The sequence below is a fragment of the Komagataeibacter diospyri genome (assembly GCF_006538165.1).
GTDB classification, from domain to species: domain Bacteria; phylum Pseudomonadota; class Alphaproteobacteria; order Acetobacterales; family Acetobacteraceae; genus Komagataeibacter; species Komagataeibacter diospyri.
Genome location: NZ_BDLU01000069.1, coordinates 1 through 23,634, shown reverse-complemented (window position 1 = coordinate 23,634; position 23,634 = coordinate 1). Strand labels below are relative to the sequence as shown.

At 55.8% G+C, this 23,634-nt stretch carries 27 protein-coding genes and 1 tRNA gene; 16 read left to right on the top strand and 12 right to left on the bottom strand.

What is annotated here, in order from left to right:
* Positions 1 to 134: 134 nt before the first annotated feature.
* Both MSKU9_RS16400 and MSKU9_RS16395 read right to left on the bottom strand, forming a co-directional pair.
* Positions 135 to 1,022, bottom strand: coding sequence for an MBL fold metallo-hydrolase (locus tag MSKU9_RS16400; RefSeq protein WP_061470488.1), 888 nt, complete (start codon positions 1,020 to 1,022; stop codon positions 135 to 137).
* Between the two features lie 52 nt (positions 1,023 to 1,074).
* A complete protein-coding gene (locus MSKU9_RS16395) occupies positions 1,075 to 1,422 on the bottom strand; it encodes a YciI family protein (protein WP_035375192.1) in 348 nt (115 codons plus the stop codon).
* A 100-nt stretch (positions 1,423 to 1,522) separates the two neighbouring features.
* On the opposite strand from MSKU9_RS16395, the gene MSKU9_RS16390 reads away from it, so the two are divergent.
* On the top strand, positions 1,523 to 2,416 hold the full coding sequence (locus MSKU9_RS16390; RefSeq protein ID WP_141262438.1) for a LysR family transcriptional regulator: 894 nt from the start codon (positions 1,523 to 1,525) through the stop codon (positions 2,414 to 2,416).
* Positions 2,417 to 2,474: 58 nt separating this feature from the next.
* Here the strand turns inward: MSKU9_RS16390 and MSKU9_RS16385 are convergent, their stop codons facing one another.
* Complete coding sequence (locus MSKU9_RS16385; RefSeq protein WP_227002534.1) at positions 2,475 to 3,233, bottom strand: SDR family oxidoreductase; 759 nt, start codon at positions 3,231 to 3,233, stop codon at positions 2,475 to 2,477.
* Positions 3,234 to 3,370: 137 nt separating this feature from the next.
* Between MSKU9_RS16385 and MSKU9_RS16380 the strand changes: the two genes are divergently transcribed.
* Positions 3,371 to 4,285 (top strand): helix-turn-helix domain-containing protein, encoded by a 915-nt coding sequence (locus tag MSKU9_RS16380; RefSeq protein ID WP_141262437.1) that lies wholly within the window; start codon positions 3,371 to 3,373, stop codon positions 4,283 to 4,285.
* 19 nt (positions 4,286 to 4,304) lie between these two features.
* On the opposite strand, the gene MSKU9_RS16375 is transcribed toward MSKU9_RS16380, so the two are convergent.
* Positions 4,305 to 4,787, bottom strand: a complete 483-nt coding sequence (locus tag MSKU9_RS16375; protein ID WP_061470491.1) for a DUF2938 family protein — start codon at positions 4,785 to 4,787, stop codon at positions 4,305 to 4,307.
* Positions 4,788 to 4,890: 103 nt separating this feature from the next.
* Here MSKU9_RS16375 and MSKU9_RS16370 point away from each other — a divergent pair, with 103 nt between their 5' ends.
* Complete coding sequence (locus MSKU9_RS16370) at positions 4,891 to 5,343, top strand: Rrf2 family transcriptional regulator (protein WP_082782260.1); 453 nt, start codon at positions 4,891 to 4,893, stop codon at positions 5,341 to 5,343.
* A gap of 75 nt (positions 5,344 to 5,418) precedes the next feature.
* On the opposite strand, the gene MSKU9_RS16365 is transcribed toward MSKU9_RS16370, so the two are convergent.
* Positions 5,419 to 6,345, bottom strand: a complete 927-nt coding sequence (locus tag MSKU9_RS16365) for an aromatic alcohol reductase (protein WP_141262436.1) — start codon at positions 6,343 to 6,345, stop codon at positions 5,419 to 5,421.
* A 102-nt stretch (positions 6,346 to 6,447) separates the two neighbouring features.
* Between MSKU9_RS16365 and MSKU9_RS16360 the strand changes: the two genes are divergently transcribed.
* Positions 6,448 to 6,864, top strand: a complete 417-nt coding sequence (locus tag MSKU9_RS16360) for a winged helix-turn-helix transcriptional regulator (protein WP_227001091.1) — start codon at positions 6,448 to 6,450, stop codon at positions 6,862 to 6,864.
* 289 nt (positions 6,865 to 7,153) lie between these two features.
* Here MSKU9_RS16360 and MSKU9_RS16350 read toward each other — a convergent pair whose 3' ends face one another.
* On the bottom strand, positions 7,154 to 8,020 hold the full coding sequence (locus MSKU9_RS16350; RefSeq protein ID WP_061470493.1) for an NAD(P)H-binding protein: 867 nt from the start codon (positions 8,018 to 8,020) through the stop codon (positions 7,154 to 7,156).
* Positions 8,021 to 8,135: 115 nt separating this feature from the next.
* Between MSKU9_RS16350 and MSKU9_RS16345 the strand changes: the two genes are divergently transcribed.
* Entirely contained in the window at positions 8,136 to 8,498 is a 363-nt protein-coding gene (locus tag MSKU9_RS16345) for a winged helix-turn-helix transcriptional regulator (protein WP_007284623.1), read from the top strand.
* A gap of 410 nt (positions 8,499 to 8,908) precedes the next feature.
* Here the strand turns inward: MSKU9_RS16345 and MSKU9_RS16340 are convergent, their stop codons facing one another.
* Positions 8,909 to 9,709, bottom strand: coding sequence for a hypothetical protein (locus MSKU9_RS16340; RefSeq protein ID WP_058988286.1), 801 nt, complete (start codon positions 9,707 to 9,709; stop codon positions 8,909 to 8,911).
* A gap of 299 nt (positions 9,710 to 10,008) precedes the next feature.
* Complete coding sequence (locus MSKU9_RS16335) at positions 10,009 to 10,665, bottom strand: TetR/AcrR family transcriptional regulator (protein ID WP_141262435.1); 657 nt, start codon at positions 10,663 to 10,665, stop codon at positions 10,009 to 10,011.
* Between the two features lie 108 nt (positions 10,666 to 10,773).
* Here MSKU9_RS16335 and MSKU9_RS16330 point away from each other — a divergent pair, with 108 nt between their 5' ends.
* From MSKU9_RS16330 to MSKU9_RS16290, 8 genes are all read left to right on the top strand, one after another.
* Positions 10,774 to 11,340, top strand: coding sequence for a hydrolase (locus tag MSKU9_RS16330; RefSeq protein WP_141262434.1), 567 nt, complete (start codon positions 10,774 to 10,776; stop codon positions 11,338 to 11,340).
* Positions 11,341 to 11,388: 48 nt separating this feature from the next.
* Positions 11,389 to 12,807 (top strand): DHA2 family efflux MFS transporter permease subunit, encoded by a 1,419-nt coding sequence (locus tag MSKU9_RS16325; RefSeq protein ID WP_141262433.1) that lies wholly within the window; start codon positions 11,389 to 11,391, stop codon positions 12,805 to 12,807.
* A gap of 688 nt (positions 12,808 to 13,495) precedes the next feature.
* Entirely contained in the window at positions 13,496 to 13,789 is a 294-nt protein-coding gene (locus tag MSKU9_RS18965) for an NAD-dependent epimerase/dehydratase family protein (RefSeq protein WP_331000171.1), read from the top strand.
* 186 nt (positions 13,790 to 13,975) lie between these two features.
* Positions 13,976 to 14,548: a hypothetical protein gene (locus MSKU9_RS16310; protein ID WP_141262432.1), complete on the top strand. Its 573-nt coding sequence runs from the start codon at positions 13,976 to 13,978 to the stop codon at positions 14,546 to 14,548.
* Positions 14,549 to 14,944: 396 nt separating this feature from the next.
* Positions 14,945 to 15,214: a hypothetical protein gene (locus MSKU9_RS16305; protein WP_141262431.1), complete on the top strand. Its 270-nt coding sequence runs from the start codon at positions 14,945 to 14,947 to the stop codon at positions 15,212 to 15,214.
* Between the two features lie 358 nt (positions 15,215 to 15,572).
* Entirely contained in the window at positions 15,573 to 15,923 is a 351-nt protein-coding gene (locus MSKU9_RS18655; RefSeq protein ID WP_227001087.1) for a hypothetical protein, read from the top strand.
* Positions 15,920 to 16,297: a hypothetical protein gene (locus MSKU9_RS16295; protein WP_141262429.1), complete on the top strand. Its 378-nt coding sequence runs from the start codon at positions 15,920 to 15,922 to the stop codon at positions 16,295 to 16,297. The genes MSKU9_RS18655 and MSKU9_RS16295 overlap by 4 nt, the downstream gene beginning before the upstream one ends.
* 67 nt (positions 16,298 to 16,364) lie before the next feature.
* Positions 16,365 to 16,922, top strand: coding sequence for a phosphate-starvation-inducible PsiE family protein (locus MSKU9_RS16290; RefSeq protein WP_141262428.1), 558 nt, complete (start codon positions 16,365 to 16,367; stop codon positions 16,920 to 16,922).
* 465 nt (positions 16,923 to 17,387) lie between these two features.
* Here the strand turns inward: MSKU9_RS16290 and MSKU9_RS16280 are convergent, their stop codons facing one another.
* Complete coding sequence (locus MSKU9_RS16280; RefSeq protein ID WP_141262426.1) at positions 17,388 to 17,870, bottom strand: Hsp20 family protein; 483 nt, start codon at positions 17,868 to 17,870, stop codon at positions 17,388 to 17,390.
* A gap of 657 nt (positions 17,871 to 18,527) precedes the next feature.
* Positions 18,528 to 18,890, bottom strand: coding sequence for a winged helix-turn-helix transcriptional regulator (locus MSKU9_RS16270; protein WP_025811845.1), 363 nt, complete (start codon positions 18,888 to 18,890; stop codon positions 18,528 to 18,530).
* Positions 18,891 to 19,005: 115 nt separating this feature from the next.
* Here MSKU9_RS16270 and MSKU9_RS16265 point away from each other — a divergent pair, with 115 nt between their 5' ends.
* Positions 19,006 to 20,130, top strand: coding sequence for an alkene reductase (locus tag MSKU9_RS16265; protein ID WP_141262425.1), 1,125 nt, complete (start codon positions 19,006 to 19,008; stop codon positions 20,128 to 20,130).
* 16 nt (positions 20,131 to 20,146) lie between these two features.
* A complete protein-coding gene (locus MSKU9_RS16260; RefSeq protein WP_141262424.1) occupies positions 20,147 to 21,517 on the top strand; it encodes an NAD-dependent succinate-semialdehyde dehydrogenase in 1,371 nt (456 codons plus the stop codon).
* 331 nt (positions 21,518 to 21,848) lie between these two features.
* Here MSKU9_RS16260 and MSKU9_RS16255 read toward each other — a convergent pair whose 3' ends face one another.
* On the bottom strand, positions 21,849 to 22,520 hold the full coding sequence (locus MSKU9_RS16255; RefSeq protein WP_141262423.1) for an O-methyltransferase: 672 nt from the start codon (positions 22,518 to 22,520) through the stop codon (positions 21,849 to 21,851).
* A 107-nt stretch (positions 22,521 to 22,627) separates the two neighbouring features.
* Between MSKU9_RS16255 and MSKU9_RS16250 the strand changes: the two genes are divergently transcribed.
* The gene (locus tag MSKU9_RS16250; protein ID WP_141262422.1) at positions 22,628 to 23,263 is read left to right on the top strand and encodes a TetR family transcriptional regulator; all 636 of its coding nucleotides are present in this window, start codon (positions 22,628 to 22,630) and stop codon (positions 23,261 to 23,263) included.
* Between the two features lie 222 nt (positions 23,264 to 23,485).
* Here the strand turns inward: MSKU9_RS16250 and MSKU9_RS16245 are convergent.
* A tRNA-Met gene (locus MSKU9_RS16245) sits at positions 23,486 to 23,562 on the bottom strand.
* Positions 23,563 to 23,634 lie beyond the last annotated feature (72 nt).

Here is a 23,634-nt window from a genome sequence, read left to right as displayed (position 1 = left end):
CCATAACTGAGTCCCGGTGTCGCGGGTTCGGTCCTCCCCGACTTTCGTACGCCTCACGGCGCCCGAAACTCTTCAGGAAAGCGGAATGTCCGCAATGGAATTGAACGAGGTGAACAGCGGACATAATGGCAGCCCTAGAGGAAAGACCAACCCCTTCCCTGGTCGTATGTCATCACTTTTCCAGCGGATGTCATCGGAAAATGCGATGTGAATACTGCTGCGGTGTGTTCGGCAGCATAATTCAAAGCCCATTTTCGCGATATGATGGCTATCTGAGGATCTGCATCAAAAACGGCACTCCACTCCGGAATACATACCTGAATGGGGTGATGCATGACATCACCCGTGAAGAGCGCACGCTCCATACCTGATTTCAGCACGAGAGACGCGTGATGGGGCGTATGCCCAGGTGTGGGGTGAAAGGAGATTCCTTCAAGAACTTCGGATCCGTCTACGTCAATCTGATCCGCAAGATCCGCCGAGATAATCGGATCAACGCTATCAATGCGTGTCATGAAACTGGTTTTATTGCGGACGCTATCATGAGCCGGATTACTGAAAAAATCATATTCGGCTCTAGAAAAGACATATCGGGCATTCGGGAAGGTCGGAACCCAGATGCCATTTTGCAGGCGTGTGTTCCACCCCACGTGATCAACATGCAGATGGGTGAGAAGAACAAAATCGATATCTTCTGGTCGGACGCCAGCGCGCATCAGATTTTCAAGCCACACGGTCTGCAAGTGATCGAAAAACAGAGCAGCAGGTCGAGCCTTGCTATTCCCGGCCCCCGTATCCACAAGAATGTTCCGACCGCGATCCTTGATGAGCCAGCTATGAACGCTCAAAAGGACTTTCGTTTCTGAAGCATCCAGCGTTTCAGACAGATCAGGATAAGCCTGAAGTGCCGTTGCATCATCCCAGTCAGGAAGCAAGAGTTCTGGAGTGAGTGCTGCTAGCGTCAGATCCTGTATTTTTAGTATGCGGGCATCCCCTACAGTATACCACTGAAGATCGTTCATAATCCCAAGGCCCTCTTTTCGTTTTTATTTCTCAAAAGACACAGCGCTGTTGTCATGAAGGGAAAAGAGACTTCAATTCTTGCGGGAGTTTGCCAGTTGCATGGTTTGACAGGCACCCGAATAGCGGGTCCCATTCTTCAATGCGCAGATCACAAATCAAACCTTCTGATGCAAAGGGATCACCGGCAATCATCGCGTCAATCTCCTGCCGATTGGCACCTTTCATAATCAGAAAGCCGGAGCGCAGTGGGGTGCCTTTCAACGGACCGGAGGCCAGCAGACTACCTTCCTGAATAAGGCGCCTGAGATACAATACGTGTGCTGCGACATGCTGTCCCCATCCCTCGCCGTCAGGGTGGTCCATGCGCACAAGATAAACAGGCATTTCGAAAGACTCCATCAGAACTGGACTTGCCAATCGCTCGAAGCCTTCAGCATATTCCTCTTTTTCGCTGGATAAATTGTCGATACAAGACATCAGTCACAACTGAGGATGGTGAATGCTTGACCGGTTAACCAGCATGAAGATTTTTATCAAGGTTGTGGAATTGGGATCTTTTGCTGCGGCCTCCCAGCATCTGACTTTGTCGCCGCAGATGGTGGCCAAGCATATAGAGGCTCTGGAGCATCACCTTGGTGCTCGCCTGTTGCATCGAACGACACGTCGGCAAAGTCTGACTGAAACAGGACGGCTCTATTGCGAGCAATGTCGGCTTGTTCTGCAGGCTGCTGAACGAGCTGACAGTCTGGCAGCCAATACGCTTGGCACACCCCGCGGTACATTATCTGTCAGTGTACCCGTCACTTTCGGGCGAACAGTATTGCTGCCATTTGTTCACAATTTTCAGAAAAGATATCCAGAAATTCAAGTCCATTTGTCACTGACAGACCAACTGATTCACCCCACAATGGACGGTCATGAGGCTGTGATCCGAATTGGTGAACTTGAGACGGACCTTACAGTGGTCAGTCGCCCTTTGACGGCCTATCGTCGGGTCATCTGTGCAGCTCAAACCTATCTGGAAAAACACGGTTTTCCAGAGCAGCCCGAAGATCTGATGCGCCACGAGTGTCTCGTGTATGAAAATTCCGGCGGCCCTGTAACGACCTGGCACTTTTCTCAAGGAAGCGTTACGCGGCCTGTCACCGTCTCCGGGCGGATAATCAGTAATGATTCAAGTGTTCTGCATTCTGCAGCACTCGCTGGCGATGGCATTCTACTGGGTTATGAGCAGGCCCTGCTTCCAGATGTTAAAAGCAAACGGCTTGTCCGGCTTATGCCGAGGTGGACAGTTCCGGACAGGCCCATGCACCTGCTTTATAACGCAAGTCCGGTTATGACACCCAAACTGCGGGTCTTTGTGACTGAGCTTCAAGAGGCTTTCCAGCCTTAAGCCTCTTGTCGACGGTAGGATGTCTGTCTCCTAAGCTCGGTTAGCAATCAGTTTCTGTTCACCATCCCTGTTCAGTCGGAAGAACAAACAATTCTGCAACATCCATACGTGCAGGTGATTTCAGAGCAAAAAGAATACTGTCTGCTATGTCCTCGCCTTCGAGAAAGGTCATGGACGCTGCAAGGTCATCCATCTGTTTGCGGGAATCAGCATCTGTAATGTGGTCGTAAAGCTCCGATTTTACGGCTCCCGGCTGAATGCAGGTAACGCGGATATTATGCTTTGGTCCGATCTCCATTCTGAGGCCGTCTGAAAACGCTGTTACCGCAGCCTTGGTGGCGCAATAAACGGAGAGACCCGTAAAGACTTTCCGGCCTGCAATTGAGGACATGTTGAAAATATGGCCCGAATGCTGTGCGATCATCTGCGGAAGAACGGCTGCCGTTGCATTAAGAACACCGGATATATTGACGTCCACCATCTGCTGCCATTCGTCCACTTTCAGGCTGTCAACGCTGGATAGGGGCATCAGGCCTGCATTGTTGACCAGAACATCAATCCTTCCAAATTGGGCGATCAAGCTCTTTGCCGCTTCTTGACACGAGACAAGATCAGTAACGTCCGTCACCAGAGGAATGGCTCGACCGCCAGCCTTGGTAATTTCACTAACAAGCGTCTCCAGGCGATCATGACGACGTGCCGCCAGGCCGACTGTCATTCCTTCTGCTGCAAGTTTGCGCGCTGTTGCCGCACCAATGCCACTGGATGCTCCGGTCACCAGAGCAATTCTTCCTGCAATATTCATAATCTTCTCCACACGACGAGCCTTCAATCGGCCTTAATTGTCGAAGGAGGTGTAAATTATGCCAGAAGATATCTCGCTTGGCTTCTTGCTGAAACTATTGCGATTTTGCGCTATAGATAGTCGCGCATGGAAATGAGAGAGTGTAGCAGATGGTTTTGTCCCGCCTTCCTTCTCGGCGTGCTGCCAGTTTGACACTGGAGCAACTTCTCCCCGGGAAGAAAGTCGCGCAAAGTAAAGGGGATGTCTGGAAGGATGTTGACGTCCAGATATTCACTCGCCCGGTACAAAAAGACGAAATTCTTGTACCTGCCGTCGCAGAACCCCTGCTTGTTTGGGTTATCCGCGGAGAAGCAAATGTCGAAGAGCGTGAACTGACAGGGACTTGGCAGCAGAGCAAGGCAAGAGCAGGAACATTTTACCTCACGCAGACGGACACACCCTATCTGATGCGTTGGCAGGGCAAGGAAGACACTTGTTTTGAGGTGTTGCATCTCTATCTTGGACTTGAGCTTGTCGATCGAGCTGCCATGTCATTAAATCTGAATTCATCCCGTATTCGAATGTGGGATGTTTCGGGCGGGGAAGATGCTTTCATATCAGGAATTTTGAGTGGTCTGATAGCTGAAATGCAATCTTCCGTTATTGCAAATCCCTTATTTGTAAATGGCCTTCTGGAAAGTCTGACAGTTCATCTTTTAAGACAGTATGCTGATACCAAGGCTAAGATAAAGCGACGATCCACTCTCTTGCCCACATGGAAACTGCGTAAAGTTCTTGATCATATGGAAGCACATCTGGCTGAACCATTTGATTTGGATTGTCTCGCTGCTTTGTGTGGCATGAGCCGTTTTCACTTCAGTCGCTTATTCCGCACAACCACGGGACAAACCCCCTCTGGTTGGTTCATGCAGCGCCGCGTCCAGAAAGCATCAGAAATGCTTCGTAAGACCAATCTTTCCATTATCGAGATTGCCTTGAGGATCGGATACGACAGTCCAAGTCACTTTGCTCAGGTCTTCCGCAGAGTGACAGGTGTCAGTCCTCGTAATTATAGAAAACTGTAATCACTCTATGAATAAGGTTTCAGAAAACACCTTGGTAAAAAAGTTCACCTAAATACAGTCCCATTCCAAAGACAGCATGAGCGCTTATGCTGAGAAATAGTCCTTTTCCAGGATTGGGAGCCCTAAGCCCGAAAAAACCGCCGCCCAGAGCAGGTTTCATAAACAGAAAAGGCGCTAAAAGGGTAACAAGTCCGAAGAGCAAACCATTTAACAATGTGGGGACTGTCTTTGCTATGACCGCCACAAAACTGAGGTACAGTGCGGCATAAACAGCACCAATTAGGTAATGAAATACCCAGCCGACAGGCGCCTCTCCTTTCAGGGAGGGTCTTTTTCCAATCATTGGGTCATAGATCCTGCCGTCACGCCACCCTATGACCCAGCGGCCGGTGACAGGCCAGTTGGCTGCAGGAATTCCAGTCAATGGTTTCTGGGCCTGTTGCCAGATATCGGATGCAGCAGTCGCCACGACGCCGACTGTCAGAATTTCGAGCAAATTCATACAGCATGTCCTCGAAGTAAGAGTGTTCGCACACACTTTCATGTCACTTTTCGAGTTTCATGATATACTGACGAAATCGCACTCTAGCAACACATGAAGTTACATGAGACAAGATAACAGATTATCCTGTGCGCTCCACGTACTCCTGCACATGGCAGAAGCAGGTGGCCCCATGACGTCAGAAGCCCTGGCTCGCGCCCTTAACACCAACCCCGTGGTTGTGCGACGTCTTATGGGCGGTCTGCGTGAGCATGGATATGTACACTCCGAAAAAGGACATGGCGGCGGGTGGACGCTTTCATGCCAGTTGGATCAGGTAACGCTGCGAGATATTTACGAGGCTCTTGATGCCCCAAGATTATTCGCCATAGGGAACCGGAGTGTGGAGACTGAGTGCCTTGTCGAAGAAGCTGTTAACCACGCCATGAGTGGCGTCCTGGCCGATGTTAAGGCCCAACTTCTCGCGCGTTTTGGCCAGATTACACTTGCAGCACTTCATGCTGACTTCCATCAGAGGCTAGCAGAACGGCATGCTCCGGCCACGCTCTGCAAGTAAACCAAGGGGCGAATGGCTAGGATTGATGCAGAGCTTGTGTCTCCCGGAATTCAGATGTCGCAAACAGTGAGTGGTTTAAGCTACATGACGTTGCTGGCGTTTTAGCCAGGTCATGACGTCGGTTACTTCAATGCCCTGTAAAGCGTTGAAAGTCTGTTTCTTGTCCCATGCCACGCCAGTATCGCGTGCGAACGCAAGACGATATTTCCGTATTCCGTCATCAGGGTGTGCGGCGACTTCTGCGCGTAGCCTATCCATATCCCACAGTTCCCGAATGACAGGGCGGCCAAGGTAGTGCTCCATCTTTTCGGCGAGTTGAGCGTAGGAGAATGTATCCCCGGCAACGTAAACCACCTCGTTCTGGATCGGCGGTTTATGGGCGAGGATGCTCGCTGTAAGTCGTCCTATATCTTCGGAAGTGGTCACCGTCAGACGGTTATCCCAACTGCCGAGTGCGCGAATCTTGGCGCCTTGAAGATCCACCAAACCGAAAGCTGGCTCAAACAGAAAGCTGGTGAAGATTCCTGTCGAAATGATTATCCATTGGGTCGCAGATTGACCGCGCAGCAGGACCCTTACGTCTGATTGCTCATCAAATACTGGCTGCCCGCTACCACGTCCAACAACATCGTAATCGACACCAAACTGCCACGGCACATAACGGCCCACCCCAGCCTTCAGGACAGCACTGGTAATTTTACGCTGTGTACCGGGGCCACCAACAAACCCGGTACAACATATAATTGTATTGAACTTGGCGAAGAGGGCGGAGAGGTCCTCTACCGTTTCCGTCGAAAGATCAGCATAAACGATCTGCAGGCCTTTTTGCTTTAATTGTCGCGCAATATCCGTTCTGGTGCTTGCGCTTGATGGTCTGAGAAGAACGCTGATTGACCGAGTGCATTCCGCGTTCTGTTCAAGCAGGCCGGTGATGACAGCAAGCCCAAGCTCTCCGGCGCCGATGACAAGGGTTTCAGCGACAGGGGTCTTCATCTCTGGCATCAGGAATTCCTTATAATTATGAAGTTAAAATAAGACATGATGTAGCAATGAGAAGAAGGTACACGAGTGATACCGTTCGATAATCTGGACTTCGATGCCGTGATGGCTCAGTCGCAGGCAGCCTGTGCTGCTCTCAGTGACAACGATGGCGGGTTGAAGCGAGAAGTGCTTGCGCATGCCGGCAACAGATGGTCACTCGGTATTGTCCATATTCTTGGTGTTGCTGGTACTCTGCGGCACGCAGAGCTGGCGCGGCGGCTTGAGGGAGTTACCCAGCGTATGTTGACGCGTTCTCTTCGTCAGTTAGAACGCGACGGTCTTATTATTCGCCATGATTACGGTGAGGTCCCGCCACGGGTGGATTATACTCTCACTCCGTTGGGAAAGGGGCTGCTCGTAGGAATGATGCCTCTTTGGCGGTGGATTATTGACAACGCTGCGGCATTCAGAACGGCACGCGATCGGTTCGACAGTGAGAGGAATAGCACTTTCGTTGAGCCTCGTGACGGTCTGAATTAGCAACAGTGTTTAAGCGGCGGAGCTAATGCGCCATGGCACTCCGCTTTTGAGGATAGCGTTGGTGATTGTGACGAGAGGCCGCTCAAACACAGTTGCTAGCCGCCCCGGACGCCATCGCCCTGGAAAGCCATCTGGTCGAGTGCCCTGGCAACGCCGACATCCAGTTGGACCTGACCTCTTGCTGAACTACGCCTCCAACGTGGTCATGTACCCGCAATTCCAAGCCTACTTGCACCGGTGGCGCGGACCTCCGTCGAATGGCGCAGCAAAGCACCCAGCAAGTGCGGTGCTACGACTGCCCCAGTCCTCCGGCGATACTCGCCAGAATTTCGGCCAGGGAACACGGCGTGCCTCCGGTCAAACGCACGATGTCACCGCTGACGATGTCGTAGGCGCCACGCGCCTGCCGCGCCTTCATCGATACCACGGCATCGGCAACCACGTCAGGCAGACCCGTTTTGAGCAACCCGGCTCGCAACACCTCGGCGGGCATAACGTTCAAGGCAAAGGGCCGCTGGATCTGCTGTGCGACCAGTCTGCAGACCGCTTCACCACGCAGGGCTTCAGAGCCTGTCAGCTGATATATGGCGCCCTCGTGGCCCTCGCTGGTCAATGCGGCGGCGGCAGCTTTGGCCACGTCGCCGCGCGAAACGAAACTGACGCGGCTGTCCTCAAGCATCGCAAGCCCGCCTGCCGTCAAAGACATCCGCACCTCTTCGACCAGCGTCTCGGAAAAATAGCTCATACGCAGTATCGTCCATGCGGGGATCGCGCTCTTGATCAACGCCTGCTCACTGTGCCAATACGCCGCCCCAACGGCGGACTCCCCCTCACGCTGCGTCCCGGTTGCCGACAACAGGAAGACGTGACCGACCTCGGCCTGTGCAGCGGCATCCACGGCCGCCAACATCTGGCGCGAACGAATCCCCGGCCGCAGATCAGCCCCCGGAATCAACAACAGGCGATCTAGGCCCTGATAGGCCGCCACCAATGTCTCGGATTGGTCGTAGTCGCCTAAGCGACCTGCGTAGGTTCGATCGGTCTTGGGGGTGCGCGAAATCGCCACCAAGTTTTCGGCCGCAACCGTTTCCGCCAACGCCTGAACAACTGCGCTACCGAGCTGGCCGCTGGCACCGCTCACACCTATTTTCATCATCAGATTCCATGGTTATTTATGGTTCTTTAGGATAAATTTGTTCCTATAAGCTAACAAGTACGCATGAATTCATGCGTCAAGAACACCCAGGTTCCTGTCGCCCCAAGGAGTAGCAATGGAAAATGTAGAAGCTGAATGTCGCGGCCTAGCAGAGGTGATTGCACGCATTGGCGACAAGTGGACGGTCATGGTCTGTGGCCATCTCTCAGAAGGCACCCATCGTTTCAATGCGTTGAAGCACCGCATCCCCGGCATCTCGCACCGGATGCTGACCATCACTCTGCGCGGGCTCGAACGCGATGGACTGGTGGCTCGCAAAGCCTATGCTACCGTCCCGCCGAAGGTTGAGTACTGTCTGACCCCATTGGGGCAAAGCCTGACAGGACCTCTGGCAGCCCTGGCAAGTTGGGCACGCGAGAACCGTCCCGCCCTTGAACAGGCCCGCGCCGCATTTGATCGTCGTGCCGCGCAGGACTGAACTGGCGTTGAGGTGTGATGAAGCGCGCCGTCAATCAGCGGCGCATGCGGGGCATCATTCCATCAAGTTGAACCACTTAACCATGCGCTCGCTCAGGTGTTTGTCCAGAGATGTAGGTTCATTTTGCTACAGTATAATTACCAATATGCGCAGCATCGTGAGGCACATGAGCGGAAATTACTGGCAGACGGGAACAACGGTGACGGCATACGCGAGTATGTCGGACTTGCCACGCGCACATGTCCGGTTTTGGAAATCTTTATCGCGCCTTGTATGTCGAGGATGAAGGCGGCTACAGGCTGTCTGCTGCCATTCATTGAGCAGACAGGCAGATCGGGGGGGTACGCGGACAGTCCGCTGTCAGGTGAGTTGGGCAAAAAAAGCGGACGTTTCGCGAAAATCCGATTGGTTCAGAAACTGTTACTAGGCTGGATGAGGATTGAACCGTCGGGCTGAATAAAATGGATGCGACGAAAACGATACATATCCCATCCTGCCATCAAGCCGGTGCCCTCTCCTTTTGCTCCGACTATTATCATACCAACCGGACAATAGTGATGAGTCATATTGCGTTCATAATGCACAATTACCGGACCACCGCTGCAACCACTAAGATTGGCCCCGACATCTGGTAAGCGTTCATCAATTATAACTCGACTATCTCGGTTCGAGTCATAGGTCGCAATAATTTCGCGCTGGGTTATATCTTGCACATAGGTAAGTGATACAAATCCGGCAAACACAGCGTTGGTTGGCAGTGACGGTATTGCACATTCTTCCGGAAAGCCGCCAAAGCTGATAGGGGCGCTCTCAAGAGGCTTTGGGGGCGGCCAGTTCGCGCCACGACAATCCAGCGCCTGCGCTTCACTTTCAGCCAATTCATTTTCGGTGACCGAAAATGTTGCAATATCGAGATCTGTATTCCGGTCAATAATCTTGTTCAGAAGATCGAAACGAACAGTCCTGAGCAGGCATGTGTTGCTTACGTTTTCTTCTCTATCTGCCTCAAATACCTCAACAACATGATTCGCAGTCACGCCAATTAACCCGCAATCAAAGCGTAAGATAAAACACGATCCTCCTGATAGCAGTTTTGGCCAGGATTTTTTGTCATTATATCGAATTAGAGGACGTGCAATTTTCAACGTAAGATTACTGATTGCTTGATGCAGAGCACGTTCTTCCGATGTTGCAATGTAAGGAACACTCATTATCTTAATCTTACTATCTCAATTTATATCTGCGTAACGCAAAGTTGGCCTGCACACACGACTTTGCATCACATGCGGGTTTCTTGGTATTTGTATCATACACGACCGCGTAATTCCTGTGGACACAAGGATTAATTTTGGTTCCCCAAAATCAACCTTGTAATAAAGTCCGTTTTCAGGCGAACAACCTTAACGGCTGTATAGCCGGCATGGAGGCATAAGCTGCCATGACATCTCGCTCTCCGGGACAGCGCCAAGGCTCTTAGGTCGTGGGGCGAATACTGCACCAATCCGCGAAATTATGGCTCCGCCTCCGTTATACTGTCTAAAGTGCGCCGAAACGGCTCCAGCCGGTCCGCGAGATAAAGACGGTGCATCCGCCGCAATTCGTCAGGCGCACCTGGCATCGTGGGCGCGTCCTTCGAGAGCATACCGCGCAACACTTTCATAGTGTTCAGAACGACCGCAGAAATGTCTTTCGCCAGCATCTCACCCAACCCTGGTGCACAGACACGCAACGCAGCCGCAATTCCAACTATCGCATGTCCTCGTGCACGTTCGCGAATCTCCATCCTGTCGGTCCGGGCCTCCATCAGCGCGGACAGGGATTTCACGCGAGGATAAAGCGTGACAAGCAACTCGATCAGGACGTCCGCCAATGCTTCGGGCGACAGCGTGGCGGCACGTTTGGCGAGTGCCGCGTATTCGTCTTCCAGAACGGCGATATGCCGCTGCACCAAAGCGTCCGCGACCGCCTCCTTGTTTGGAAAGAAACGATAGAGCGAGCCGATCTTCGCCCCGGCGCGCGCGGCGATCTCCGCCATGGTCGTGGCCTCGTACCCTCGTTCCGCCATGAGATCAGACGCGGCCTCCAGCAATTCCTCAACGCGCTGACGCCCAGCCGCACGCAGCGGCTGAAGAGACGTTCTTTTACCCCTTGACGAATTTGAGTCCATCCTCAAATAATTCTCCTGCTTGAGTGTCTACTCAACTTACTAACGTTACCGCGTGTTCCGGACAATGGTTCGGGATGGCGGTTCTAACGCCGACAGGGATGTTTCTCCATGATTTCGCTTCAAGCCACCAAGACGGCTCTTGTCCTGATCGATCTCCAGAAGGGCATTACGGGGCTTCCCCTGGCTCCGACACCGGGTGCTTTGATTGTTGAGCGATCGAAAGAACTCACGGCGCGTTTCCGAACTGCCGGCGCTCCGGTCATTCTGGTCAACGTCGCGTTCGCGCTGGACTTTGCGGACGCGGTGCATACGGTCGTCGATCGCTCCTTTTCGCCGCCAGGCGGTTTTGCACCCGACTGGATTGAACTGGTCGACGGGCTTGCCGAACCAACCGATCTGCGCATCACGAAACGGCAGTGGGGTGCCTTCTACGGCACGGATCTTGACCTCCAACTGCGGCGACGCGGGATCACGACCATCGTGGTCGGTGGAATCGCCACCAATCTGGGTGTGGAATCTACCGCCAGAGCGGCGCATGAGCACGGATATAACGTCGTGCTCGTCGAGGATGTCATGTCCACATTCACCGAAGAGATGCAGCGCTTTGCCTGCGAAGAGATTTTTCCCCGTCTTGGCCGGGTGACGACGAGCGACGCGATCGCGCTGGATGCGTAAACGCATGGCTCATGTCTGCGCGTCTCACGGTTTCCCGCGAGATCATTCATGAACGCCAGAACGTCGTTGCCAGCCTTAGACCCGGATCAACTGCCTCCGGGCACCTGGAAAATCGTGAGCGTCGCGGCGGTCGGATCTTTCATGGCGCAACTGGACGCCACGATCGTCAATGTGTCGCTACCAGATCTCGTCGCGACCCTGCACGCTCCGTTTTCACACATTCAATGGGTGGTCAGCGGCTATCTGCTGGCGCTCGCCCTGACGTTGCCACTGAATGGATGGCTCGTAAGCCGCCTCGGGGGGCGAGCGGTCTATTTATGGTGCTTCGGTGCCTTCACGCTGACATCAGGCCTGTGCGCACTAGCGTGGTCTGCGCCGTCCCTGATCGTATTCCGTCTGCTGCAAGGCATGGCGGGCGGACTGCTCGCCCCTATGGCTCAGATGACGGTAGCTCGTGTGGCGGGCCGACAGATGCCGAGGGTCGCGAGCGCGATGACGGCACTTGTTCTGCTCGCGCCGCTTCTTGGACCCGTCGTCGCCGGTGCCATTCTCTCCATCGCGTCCTGGCGATGGATCTTTCTTCTCAATGTGCCGGTCGGGCTTGCGGCTTTTGCCCTTGCCGTTCTGTTTCTCCCTGACGATCGGCATGACGAGCGCCCCCGTCCACTTGACCTGACAGGGCTAGGATTTCTCGCGCCCGCTCTCGTCTCGTTTCTTTACGGCATGGATCATGTCGCCCGGCCTTATGGACAGGCGACCTTAGGCGCCTCCCTCGTGCTGTTCGTCCTGTATGTCCGATCCGCGCGACGCAAGGGTGATGACGCGCTGATCGACCTGCGCCTGCTGCGTGCGCCTGCCTTTTCGGTGTCGGCGATCATCATGTTTCTGACGAACGGGGTATCGTTCGCTGGTCAGATGCTTCTACCCATATGGCTGATCCACTCCTGCGGTGTCTCGCCCGAGCGGACGGGCCTGTTCATGGCACCCCTGGGTCTGGGGATGATGTGCGTCTATCCGCTCATTGGGCGTCTGAGTGACCGGTTTGACGCGCGCGATCTGACCGGTTGCGGGGCTCTTATCTCGTTGGTCGGAACAGTGATTTTGGTGGTGCTTGCCTATAGCGGTCTGAACGTTGCCCTGCTGAGCATAGCATTGTTGCTGCGTGGCGGCGGCGGGGGTGCCGTCGGCATTCCGGCGATGAGCGCGGGATACGCTTCGATCGCCCGCGCGGATATTCCGATGGCGACAACTGCGCTGAACATCATGCAAAGGATCGGAGGGCCGACATTGATTACAGCGTGCGCCACATTCCTTGGGTGGCGGCTTGCGACAGTCGCTCCGTCTCATGTCGTGTCAGAGGCTTATGCCGAAACATTTGGATTGCTCGCGTTATTTCATGGTACTCTGTTGCTCGCCACGCGCTTCATCAGGCCTTCGGAAAAGAAACGCCAGTTCGGATCGAACTGAATCTGGCGGGCATTGATACTCGCCTGAGAGAATAAAAATCACCCAGGCAAGATGGGCCTGCATCGTCCGCTTTGCGGTCATTCGTTTGTGTTTCGGATTGTCCGACATGTAGGCGACTGCCGCCTGTCTGCTTTGTTTTTTCTGAGTCGACAGACGGTCAATTATGTCGAGTAAAAACCCATTCATGAACGCGTCTCTCATCCGGACAGCACAGGCCTGATCCCTCCATGTGCACAGCAGATCCACACTGAAGAAGTGGAGGCGTCTGGACTGTGAGCGTGCCTCCAAAGGAACGTCCGCTAACATGACTAAGCTGAAGGCCTTTCTGGGCCGATAACCGAACATGTCTCAAGGACATCCCCTCAATCGCTGCCTCGGGCAAACCTAACCCAACGCCGGCTGTCTTGGCATTTATCGCAGTCAGATCTGTTATGGTCACATCATGAATATGCGGGGTCGTTGATGTTACTGGAGCAACGGGATCGGTCATCGAGACAGTCTGCTGCACGAGGCCGGGTTGCGGATCGTGAGATGATCGATCCTGATCTGGCTGGACTCCCTGACAACGACCATCCACATTGGAGAATTGGTCGCCGTAATACCTGAGATCCGTCCATGCTGCACATGCGAAAACTCAATCAGCCAAGGACGTGGCAGACCAAAACGTTACTGACATTGCCACTGCACGATCGCGCATATCGTCTCTATCCGCGCTTCGGTGGTGCGGCTTCCCCAGGTTCACGAGAGGGCAAAGCAGGGGCTCATCACACCGCTGATCGAGATTTTTCGTGCAAATGGGACCTGCGCCTATGTGGGAGATGGGAGCAATTTCTGGCCTGCAGCGCATGTGCTCGACGTTGCCCGTCTTTATAGGCTGGCCATCGAGAAGAGGGCGACGGGTGCTGCGTGCGGCGATCCGGAGTGGTGTGGAGCGCGCGGTGATGACGTCGTCTGTGGCGGCCGCAAGCCGAAGGGTCGGTAGCCCGGACTGCGCATGCGACGAGACGGTGTGGACCGATCCGGATCCCTCTGGTGTGGACGCCTATACACGCTCATATCCGGATCAGACGATCAATGTAGTCTTCCTCCACCTCTTGCTGGCGCTATTTACCCAGCCCATATTCCTGCCGTCGTCCGACACTGCTTAACAGACACGGAGGATTCCAAAATGCATTTTTCTCGTATGTTTCAGGCTGGCGTCTTTGTTGCTACACTGGCCTGCGGCGCGGCTGCCCTGCCTGCGCAGGCTCAGGATACGTTGCGCGTCGTTGATGCACGGGGACATCAGGTCGGTATCCTGGTCCCGGTCCAGGGCATCGCGACGACAGCGGCATTGCCTGATATCGACATGTTCGACGCCGTTAATCGCATGATGGCACGCAATATGGCTCTCATGGAGGCGGTCGATCGGACATTGGGCTCGCGGCTGGGCGGTGCCCTGCGCGCCGTTCCGGCTGTTAGTCATGATCTCCCGAAACAGAGCATGTCCTGGCAGCGTTTCGAGGCGGTCAGCACCGGTGGACCCATCGCCTGTACGCAGACGATCACGATCACATCAGACGGTCAGGCGGCGCCAATCGTTCATGTGTCACGCACCGGAAGCAACGCCTGTGCGGCGCTAGCCGCGCCGATAGCAGTTGACAATCTCGGAGATCAAAAGGCTGGTTCGACGGCTCTCACCCCCGCCGTCGAGACGCTGACGGAAGTCCCGACGAACGGACACGCTGGAAGCGCTCTATAAGACAGGTGGTGGCCGGAAAACCCCGGGCCACCATCATAGAAGGAAAATATATTGATTTTCTGCGATCATCGCCATGATGTTCAACGAATATCAACAAGCCCCCTGTAATTTCCGTCCGCAACATAACCACAAAAAATAAATACAAATATAAATAATAAAATTATTCATGAAAAACAATCTGGATTTCGTACCCCTTGACGAGGCAAGCATCTCTTCCAATCTTGCTTTCGCCGGACGCCATAGGGTCCGGCATAGGCTCTGTGAGCCAGACAACTGAAGTCCATGTTGCTTTCGGAGGATGTGGATGTCGACACTGAAAGGACTTTATTCCCGCTATCGCCGCTCCTTGCGCACAGCCGCCCGGAGATGGCGCAACCGACTTGAGGGAGGCGTATCATGGTAACGCGCCCCCTTTTCGGAGACGATCCGCTAGCTCCGCGTGTCCTCTCCATGCTTCGTCGCCTCAGTCATGACGGACGTGGCGTGACGCTGACGTCTCTGGTGGCCCATACCGGTATACCGGGGATCAGACTTCGCGCCACGCTGGAACGTCTGGTCCAGACGGGCGCGGTCGCCCCTGCCGGGTGTGATCCCCTGGCTTCTGATCTCGCGTTCCGTCTCCCCGTGCGGGCAAGAGCCGCACCGCCAGTTTCGGTCGCCGCGTAAGGCACTGACCGCGTCGGGTAGATCAGAAACGCCTTCTCCGAGCGGAAACGCCGTCTTTTCTGGAACGACCGCAGGAATGAGAGGGTGGAGCGGGGCCTTGCATCGGAGGCCCCGCGTCTCTGAAGATGAAATCAAAAGCAGCAAGAACAGGGAGATGTCGAGCTTTATCCATTTTCTCAACCTGAAGGCGCTTCAGCACTATTGGAATAACCATCCCCCCGTGCCCCGTTCACTGGGGACAATGAGGCCAGTTTGGTCGCATTCCGCCGGAGAGACGGAGCGAGCGGAACAGACGGCCAAACAACCTCGGCGCCTTCGGCAGAGGGAGAGACCACACGTCGCTGTGGGTCTCGTCCTCATGCTGCTGGTCGGAATGGCCTCGCAGGCATCGGCTCATGCGCCGCATGATGTGCTGTCGTGCGAGACAGAAAAGCAGCCGGTGAACATTCCATCCATGCCACTGGCCCGCGCCATCGAGATATTGGGCCGGCAGACCGGGTGCCCGGTCCTTGTCGACCCAATCCTTATGGACGGCCGGACCTCGGCAGCCGTCAAGGGCGCCTATACGCCTCAGGCCGCCCTCCTGCATCTGTTCGGGTCCGTGCATGTCGACGTCACCGCCACTGTTTCGGGCTTGAGCGTCAGCCCTCTGGATGCGACGGCTCTGATATCGCGCGACACGCGGGCCGGCCTGAGGACTGCATCATGACTCTTCGCGCGGGCAGGCCGAACAGAATTATGTCGCTTTCGAGCGTTCAGATCGACACAGAACTGGCGGTCCTGCTGGCCGACTATCTCGGTGACCAGGAAAAAGACCAGGGATATGACGTCCTCATGCGTCGGGCGGCTGACCACCGGATTTATGATCGGATTTCTCGCTGGAGAACCGCGTCTTATCCGGAAGTGACGACCGTCGCCGTGGTCCGAAAACTCCTGCCTGTCGCTGACCGCATGCACATGGCTAAGACCCTGGGTATGTCGTTGGGAGACCTCGAAAACCAGCTGACATTAGCCTTGCCAAAAGGCGTGCGAGACCATGCCAGAACATTGTCCTGTCGCCTGCCACGCTGGCAGCGGCTTTGAACCGGATGTGCGCCGGAAGGGCCACGACGTAGGAACTATAACTCAATTCATAGATGGGAAAACGGCTATGGAAGACCTCTCCATGAAACGTTCCTGGCAGAGCAGGGACTGGTCCCACTTCATCAAGCTGTTCAGGGGCCTGACATTCTACGAGCGTTTTGAACAGGCGATCATTCTGACCCTGATTGCGCTCATCATGCTGGTCACCGCCATCGCGACGATTCATCTGATCGGCGCGGTATGGCATCTGGTCGTCGATGTCGGAATCGATCCGATCAACCAGACGATCTTCCAGGCGATTTTTGGCGCGATCTTTACTGTTATCATCGCCCTTGAATTCAAACACTCCCTGCTGGTCGTTCTTGCCCAGCATGAGAACGTCATCCGAGTACGGACCATCGTCCTGATCGCCCTCCTGGCGATTGCCCGCAAATTCATCCTGCTGGATATGCATGATGTGACTGCCATGGAACTGTTCGCTCTCTCGGCGGCTGTTCTGGCGCTGGGCGTCGTCTACTGGCTGGTCCGCGAGCAGGATGCGCGTGTCGCGCGCGATGCCAGGGAACAGGCGCATCTCGAAGATAATCCTGCGCCCCGCTGTGAGCCTGAACGGTCTTCATCCTGAAGAATCGAGGTAAAGGCGGTCTATAACGCCGCCTTTACTCAATCCCCACTACGTCCCGTGCGATGAGGACGTCTTCTCCGGCGTCTCTGGCCCTGACGGTGCCAGATGATCTGTGTCGATGGGCCGGAACGGCGGAATGGGTTGTCCGGGATAATAGACCGGCCCCTTGTAGTTCTGATCCAACTGGCTTGCGTTCAAGCTGTCGACCAGCATATCACCCGTGCCGTCTTCGTAATGAGTGCGAGCCCCGGTTTTGGGGATTGTGGACGTGCCCTCAGTCGCCCTCGCATTGAACGATGTTGCAGCCGTCCGGACAATATCACCAGCATGTGCGCCCGACTGGCTCAGTAGAGACAAGCCCAGAGCAGCGCACGACAGAGATATTTTCATCCTCTTCATGCTCATGACCTTTCGAGATTCTTCCCCGGCCGGATGAATGGCCGGGGGAGAGTTTTCGTCACGCCATCAGGCTGCCTCTTTCCGCGCCTCGATCTGGGGTACGGCTTCCTCCGCACGTGTTGTAGAGGACGTAATCGCGATACGACGCGGCTTCATCGCTTCGGGTATCTCACGTTTCAGAGTAATAGACAGAAGTCCGTTCTCGAAGTGCGCATCGGTGACTTTCATATGCTCGGCCAGATCGAAGCGGCGTTCGAATTCTCTGCCCGCAATACCCCGATGAAGATATTCGGCGGCGCTTCGCGGCTCCGGCGCCTTTCGTCCTGTCACGACAAGAGTATTGCGCTCCTGTGTGATCGTAAGGTCGGCCTCGGCAAGTCCGGCAACCGCCATGTCGATCCGGTAATCATCCTCACCGGTCTTGACGATATCGTAAGGCGGCCAGTTATCGACCGTCGGAATCCGGCTGGCGAGATCAAGGGCATTGAGCATTCTGTCAAAACCCACGCTCGAACGGAACAGGGGAGCAAAATCAACGGTGGCTCTCATAGCCATATCCTCCTTTGAGCAACATGGACACAAGATCAAAACTGATAGTTCTGTCTGCCGACCCCTTCGGCGGCCGGCAAATTCAATCTGGGAACTCCGTGCATGGTGTCAAGAGGTATCAAAAATGCAGAAAGGCAGGTTTGGGCGTCCTCAATCGTTCGCGTGTTCAGAGTGGACCAGAACAATGCCTGATAGCATCGGATGGAAGTTGCTAGCCGCGGCATTCGCCGCGACCATGCTGAGTGCCGCTCCGGCGGAGGTCTGGCCGTGGATTTATGCTGGACCACCAATTGTCGTTCCACCACCAGTCGTGGTCGCGCCGCTAGCTGTCAGTTGGGGTGGGCGGTCTCCTTCAGAAGGTTTATCAACCGCCGGTATGGCACATCAATGCCGCAAGGAGGCCTTCCACCCCATCTGACATGTCTTGTTCTATGATACGTTCTCAGAAGGGGCTGCTTTTATGCAGCCGAGCGGAGAATGCACTCGGGTGGGAGGAAACTCCATCAGCTCATGGTGATTGCGGACTGTCCGCTTAGGAGCTTGGCGAATGGGGGCTTGTATGTCCGGGATGAGGCGACTGCTGCCTGTCTGCTCCTGCATCACTGAGCAGACAGGCAGGTTGCTGCAGAAACTATCCATAACGCTTAGCCGTTAATCTCAATCTGCGGCTGTGTTCCGCTGGACAGAATGGGCATAGCGATCTCCCCAGGTCTTGAGCGCCTGAATGACCGGCTTCAGCGTCTTGCCCAACTCGGTCAGGGCATATTCCACATGTGGCGGCACCTCGGGGAAGACAGTGCGTGACACCAGGCCGTCTGCCTCGAGTTCGCGCAACTGGTTGGTCAGCATCCGTTGCGTGACGTTGGGCAGACGGCGGCGCAGTTCGCCAAACCGCAGCACCCCGTCCTCGAACAGGTGGTACAGGATCAGCGCCTTCCACTTGCCCCCAAACAGTTCGAGCGTGGCTTCCACCGTACAGCCGGGGCTGCAGGCCAGCGTGGTGTGACGGATGCGGGGCATGGTATCATTCCTGACACTAGTGGCGGTTTATGTGCGTTCTTGCGCACACCTGAGGCTGGGTCAATGTTTACATGCGGGCCGGACGGATGGCCTGCATTTGTAAACAAGGTTGATTATGTCTTCATCTTCGTTATTCGCCCCCGTGCGACTGGGCGACCTGTCGCTGGAAAACTGGATCTTCCTGCCGCCGCTGACACGCTGCCGCAGCACGCAGCCCGGGGACATCGCCAACGCATTGATGGCCGAATATTATGCGCAGCGCACGCAGGCGGGTTTCCTGATTACCGAAGGCACGCAGATCGAACCCCGCGGGCAGGGCTATGCCTGGACGCCGGGCATCTACTCCCCTGAACAGGTCGCGGGCTGGAAACTGGTCACCGATGCCGTGCATGCAAAGCGGCGGCCCATCTTTGCACAGTTGTGGCATGTCGGCCGCGTATCCCACCGCGCATTGCAGCCCGGTCACGAGGCCCCGATCGCCCCATCAGCGGTTGCGGCAACAGGTGTAAACGTGTTCATTCCCACGGGACCGGGCACGGGAAAGCTGGTGCCGCCCGACATGCCACGCGCACTCTCCATTCCCGAAATCCATGCACTGGTGGAGATGTATGCACAGGCGGCACGTAATGCGCTATCCGCCGGATTCGATGGCGTGGAGATCCACGCCGCCAATGGCTACCTGATCAACCAGTTCATCTCTGAACGGGCCAATTTCCGCACCGATGCCTATGGCGGCAGCCTGTCCAACCGCCTGCGCTTCCTGCGCGAGGTGGTGGAAGCCGTCTCCGCCGTGGTCACGCCTGACAGGATGGGCGTGCGGTTTTCCCCGCTGTTCGGCACGACCACGGAAGAGCGCGTCTATCTGGGCCTGCTGGAGGACAATCCGGCAGAGACCTACACGCAGGCCGTGCGCGTGCTGGCGGATGCGGGCATCGCCTATGTCTCGCTGGCCGAGGCTGATTGGGACAATGCGCCGGAAATGCCGGACGCCTTCCGCGCCAGTGTGCGCGACATCTTTGGCGGCCGCATCCTGTGCGCGGGCCGCTACGACCTGCACAAGGCACAGCATGTGCTGAGCCATGGTTGGGCGGACATGATCGGCTTTGGCCGGAAGTTCATCGCCAATCCGGACCTGCCCGCGCGGCTGGAACATAACTGGCCGCTCAATCCGCTGGACCCGGCGACGCTATATGGCGGCGGCGCACATGGCTACACCGACTATCCTTTCCATAATCAATAAACAGGGAAATGTACCAATGAGTTTTTACCAGACCCTCAACCCGACCACGGAAACCGTGGAACGCACGTTTGAACTTCACACATCCGAACAGATGAAGGCGATTGTCGATCGTGCGGATCATGTGTGGAAGACCGACTGGAAAAAGCGCGATATCGCAGCCCGCAAGGTCATCATGTCAAAGGCCGCCGACCTGCTGCGCCGTGACCGCGTGGCGCATGCGCGCCTGATCGCGACCGAGATGGGCAAGGCCCTGCCCGATGCGCTGGAGGAAATCGACATCACGGCGGATATCCTGTCCTTCTATGCCGATGGCGCGGCAGAATTCCTCGCTCCCACGCATCTGAAGGTCAAGGAAGGCCATGCAAAGATCATCAATCAGCCTCTAGGCGTGATCTACTGCATCGAGCCATGGAATTTCCCCTACTATCAGCTTGCCCGCGTGGCGGGGCCGAACCTGATGGCGGGCAACGTGGTCATCGCCAAGCACGCGCCCAACGTGCCGCAATGCGCGTTGGCCTTTGAAAAACTGTTCCATGACGCGGGCGCGCCTGCTGGCGTCTATACCAATATCTTCCTCGACAATGACCAGTCCGCTGAACTGATCAAGGATGTCCGCATCCGTGGCGTCGCCCTGACGGGTAGCGAACGCGCGGGCCAGACGGTCGCGGCCGAAGCGGGTGCGGCGCTGAAGAAGGACACGATGGAACTGGGTGGCAGCGATGCTTTCATCGTGCTGGATGACGCGGACCTTGAACTCGCCGTCAAATGGGCTACGTGGGGCCGGTTCGCCAATAACGGGCAGGTCTGCACGGCGGCCAAGCGGATGATCGTGCATGAGAAGGTCTATGATGCCTTCCTCGCGGGTCTAAAGAAAGCGATCACGCAGTTCCGCATTGGCGATCCGCTGGCCGAGGGTACCACCCATGGCCCGATGAGCAGCAAAAAGGCACTCGACACCGCACTGGCGCAGACCGACGAAGCGGTCAAGGCAGGAGCGACGCTGGTGGCCGGGGGCAAGCGGATGGAGCGCAAGGGCTTCTTCATGGAGCCGACTATCCTGACCAACGTATCAAAGGACAATCCGGTCTTCTATCAGGAGATTTTCGGTCCCGTCGCGGTCGTGCACAAGGTCGTATCCGAACATGAGGCCATCGAACTGGCCAATGATTCACCGTATGGCCTTGGCGGTTCTGTGTTTTCCTGTGATCTTGCGCGCGCCGAAAAAGTGGCGGAACAGGTCGAGACCGGCATGATGTTCATCAACACGGCCACGGCCGCGGCCCCCGAACTGCCCTTTGGCGGGATCAAGAATTCGGGCTTTGGTCGCGAACTATCCTTCCTCGGCATTGAGGAATTCATCAACCGCAAACTAATCCGCGTCGCCTGATAGGGGATGTGTGTTTTCTGCCCCGGATAAAATCCAGTCCGGGGCAGAGGTATGCTACTCATCAAGTTAAGTACCACCTGCGGCTCAAGTGATACGAAGAAATGGTATATGCCTGTTTTGGCAACCGCACGATTAGTCATCGAATGACCGGGACAAGGGCGATTACTGATTGCCTGCTTTCTGCTCCACTCGAGCAGACAGTCTGATACGCGCTTTATTACCTTTCTAACGCCCTACACCTCCATAGCAGCAGGCTTGCGACGCGCAGCTAAGTGGCCATCATCGTCCGTGTTTTTGCCCGCGGGCAATGCGTCTCCACAAAACGCAGCAATCAGCCAAGCTTCACCGACAGTTCGACGTCCCCGTCAAACGGCAGCGATAGATACCCGGCGGCCGGAGAACGCACCCGCGCCAGATAATCCGGACTGTAATCGGCATTGTCCGCAACAATCATCGCGCCAGGACGCAACCTACTTTCCAGCAGCGCAAGAATATCGGGATAAAGCGGCTTGGCTCCATCGAGCAGCACAAGGTCGATGGTCTCGGGCAGATTGGCGGCGAGTGTTCTCAGGGCATCCCCCTCGCGTATTTCCACAAGATCGGTCAGCCCGGCCTCTTCAACATGACGCCGCGCACGAACGACCTTGGACGGTTCAAACTCGGTGGTGATCACGTTGCCACCTCCATTGTCGCGCAGAGCGGCGGCAAGATGGATTGTTGAGATTCCGAAGGAAGTTCCAAATTCCACAATGTGCTGCGCCCGCAGGGCGCGGGCCAGCATGTAAAGAAGCGTGCCTGTTTCTCGTGAGACGGGAAGCCACAGGTCTTTTGCGAGGCCATAGAATTGCACATAGTCAGCCCGGCTACCGACCAGACGCTGCAACTCCTCTGGAGCCAGATTGGAGACGGCAGGGCTTGTGGCCACATCCGCCTCGGCGAACAGCCGGTCGAGCAGCGGAGCGACTGGTGCACTCATCAGGGTGGGAGCTTTATCAGGGGTCATGATGTGATCTCTGTTCCGTAACGGGGTTGCTGTGGCGCGTTACCTTGCGCACCCTGCAAAAATACGATTAATTCATCGCGTTTCCTATTCGCATTCCCCGGAACACCATGACCGATCGCCGCAACCCAAGGATTTCCGTCCGCAAACAGCCCGGCCAGGCGCGTTCGGCCGCACTTGTCGCCACGATTCTGGAAGCGGCTGTTCGTGTTCTGGCCGAGGAAGGCGCCACACGCTTCACCACCGCCCGTGTGGCGGAGAAAGCCGGCGTGAGCATCGGTTCGCTCTACCAGTATTTCCCCAACAAGGCCGCCATCCTGTTCCGGCTCCAGACCGACGAATGGCGGGAGACAACCGCGATGCTGCGCAATACGCTTGACAACGCCGGCAAACCACCGCTGGCGCGTTTGCGAGCACTGACCCATGCTTTCATCCGTTCGGAATGCGCGGAAGCATCCGTCCGTGTAGCACTCGACGATGCCGCTCCCCTCTATCGGGATGCACCAGAAGCCGCGGAAGTGCGACAGGCGGGGAATGAGATCATCGAGCGCTTTATGCGCGAGGTCCTGCCAAACACTACGAACGACGAGCGCACCCTGGCGGGTGACCTCATCAGGACGACTTTCGGTGCCGTCGGCAAGGCGTTCTCGGAGACACCCCGAAGCGACGTGGAAATCGCAGCCTATGCCGATGCCATGGCCGATATGTTCGAAGCCTATCTGCTCCGGCTCTCCGGAAACATCTGATCGGAATCTGTCATCCGAATGTCGGCTGCTCTACGAGCGTCAGACCACCGTTCGGCTCAGTCAGGCGACCTCCCAAGTCACACTCACGCATTTGTGAAAGTGGACAAAATCGCGCCCCGGTACCTTTCCGTCTGTTTCCTATGTGTTTCCTGCGCGTATGTCCCAAACGCAGAAAGCCGCCCTTACGGACGGCTTAACATGCTGATTATATTGGATAAGTTTTGGTTGCGGGGGCAGGATTTGAACCTGCGGCCTTCAGGTTATGAGCCTGACGAGCTACCGGGCTGCTCCACTCCGCGGTGGTGAGGGGTGACTGGAAGACCTGGCGGCGACCGACTTTCCCGTGCCTTGAGGCACAGTATCATGGGCGC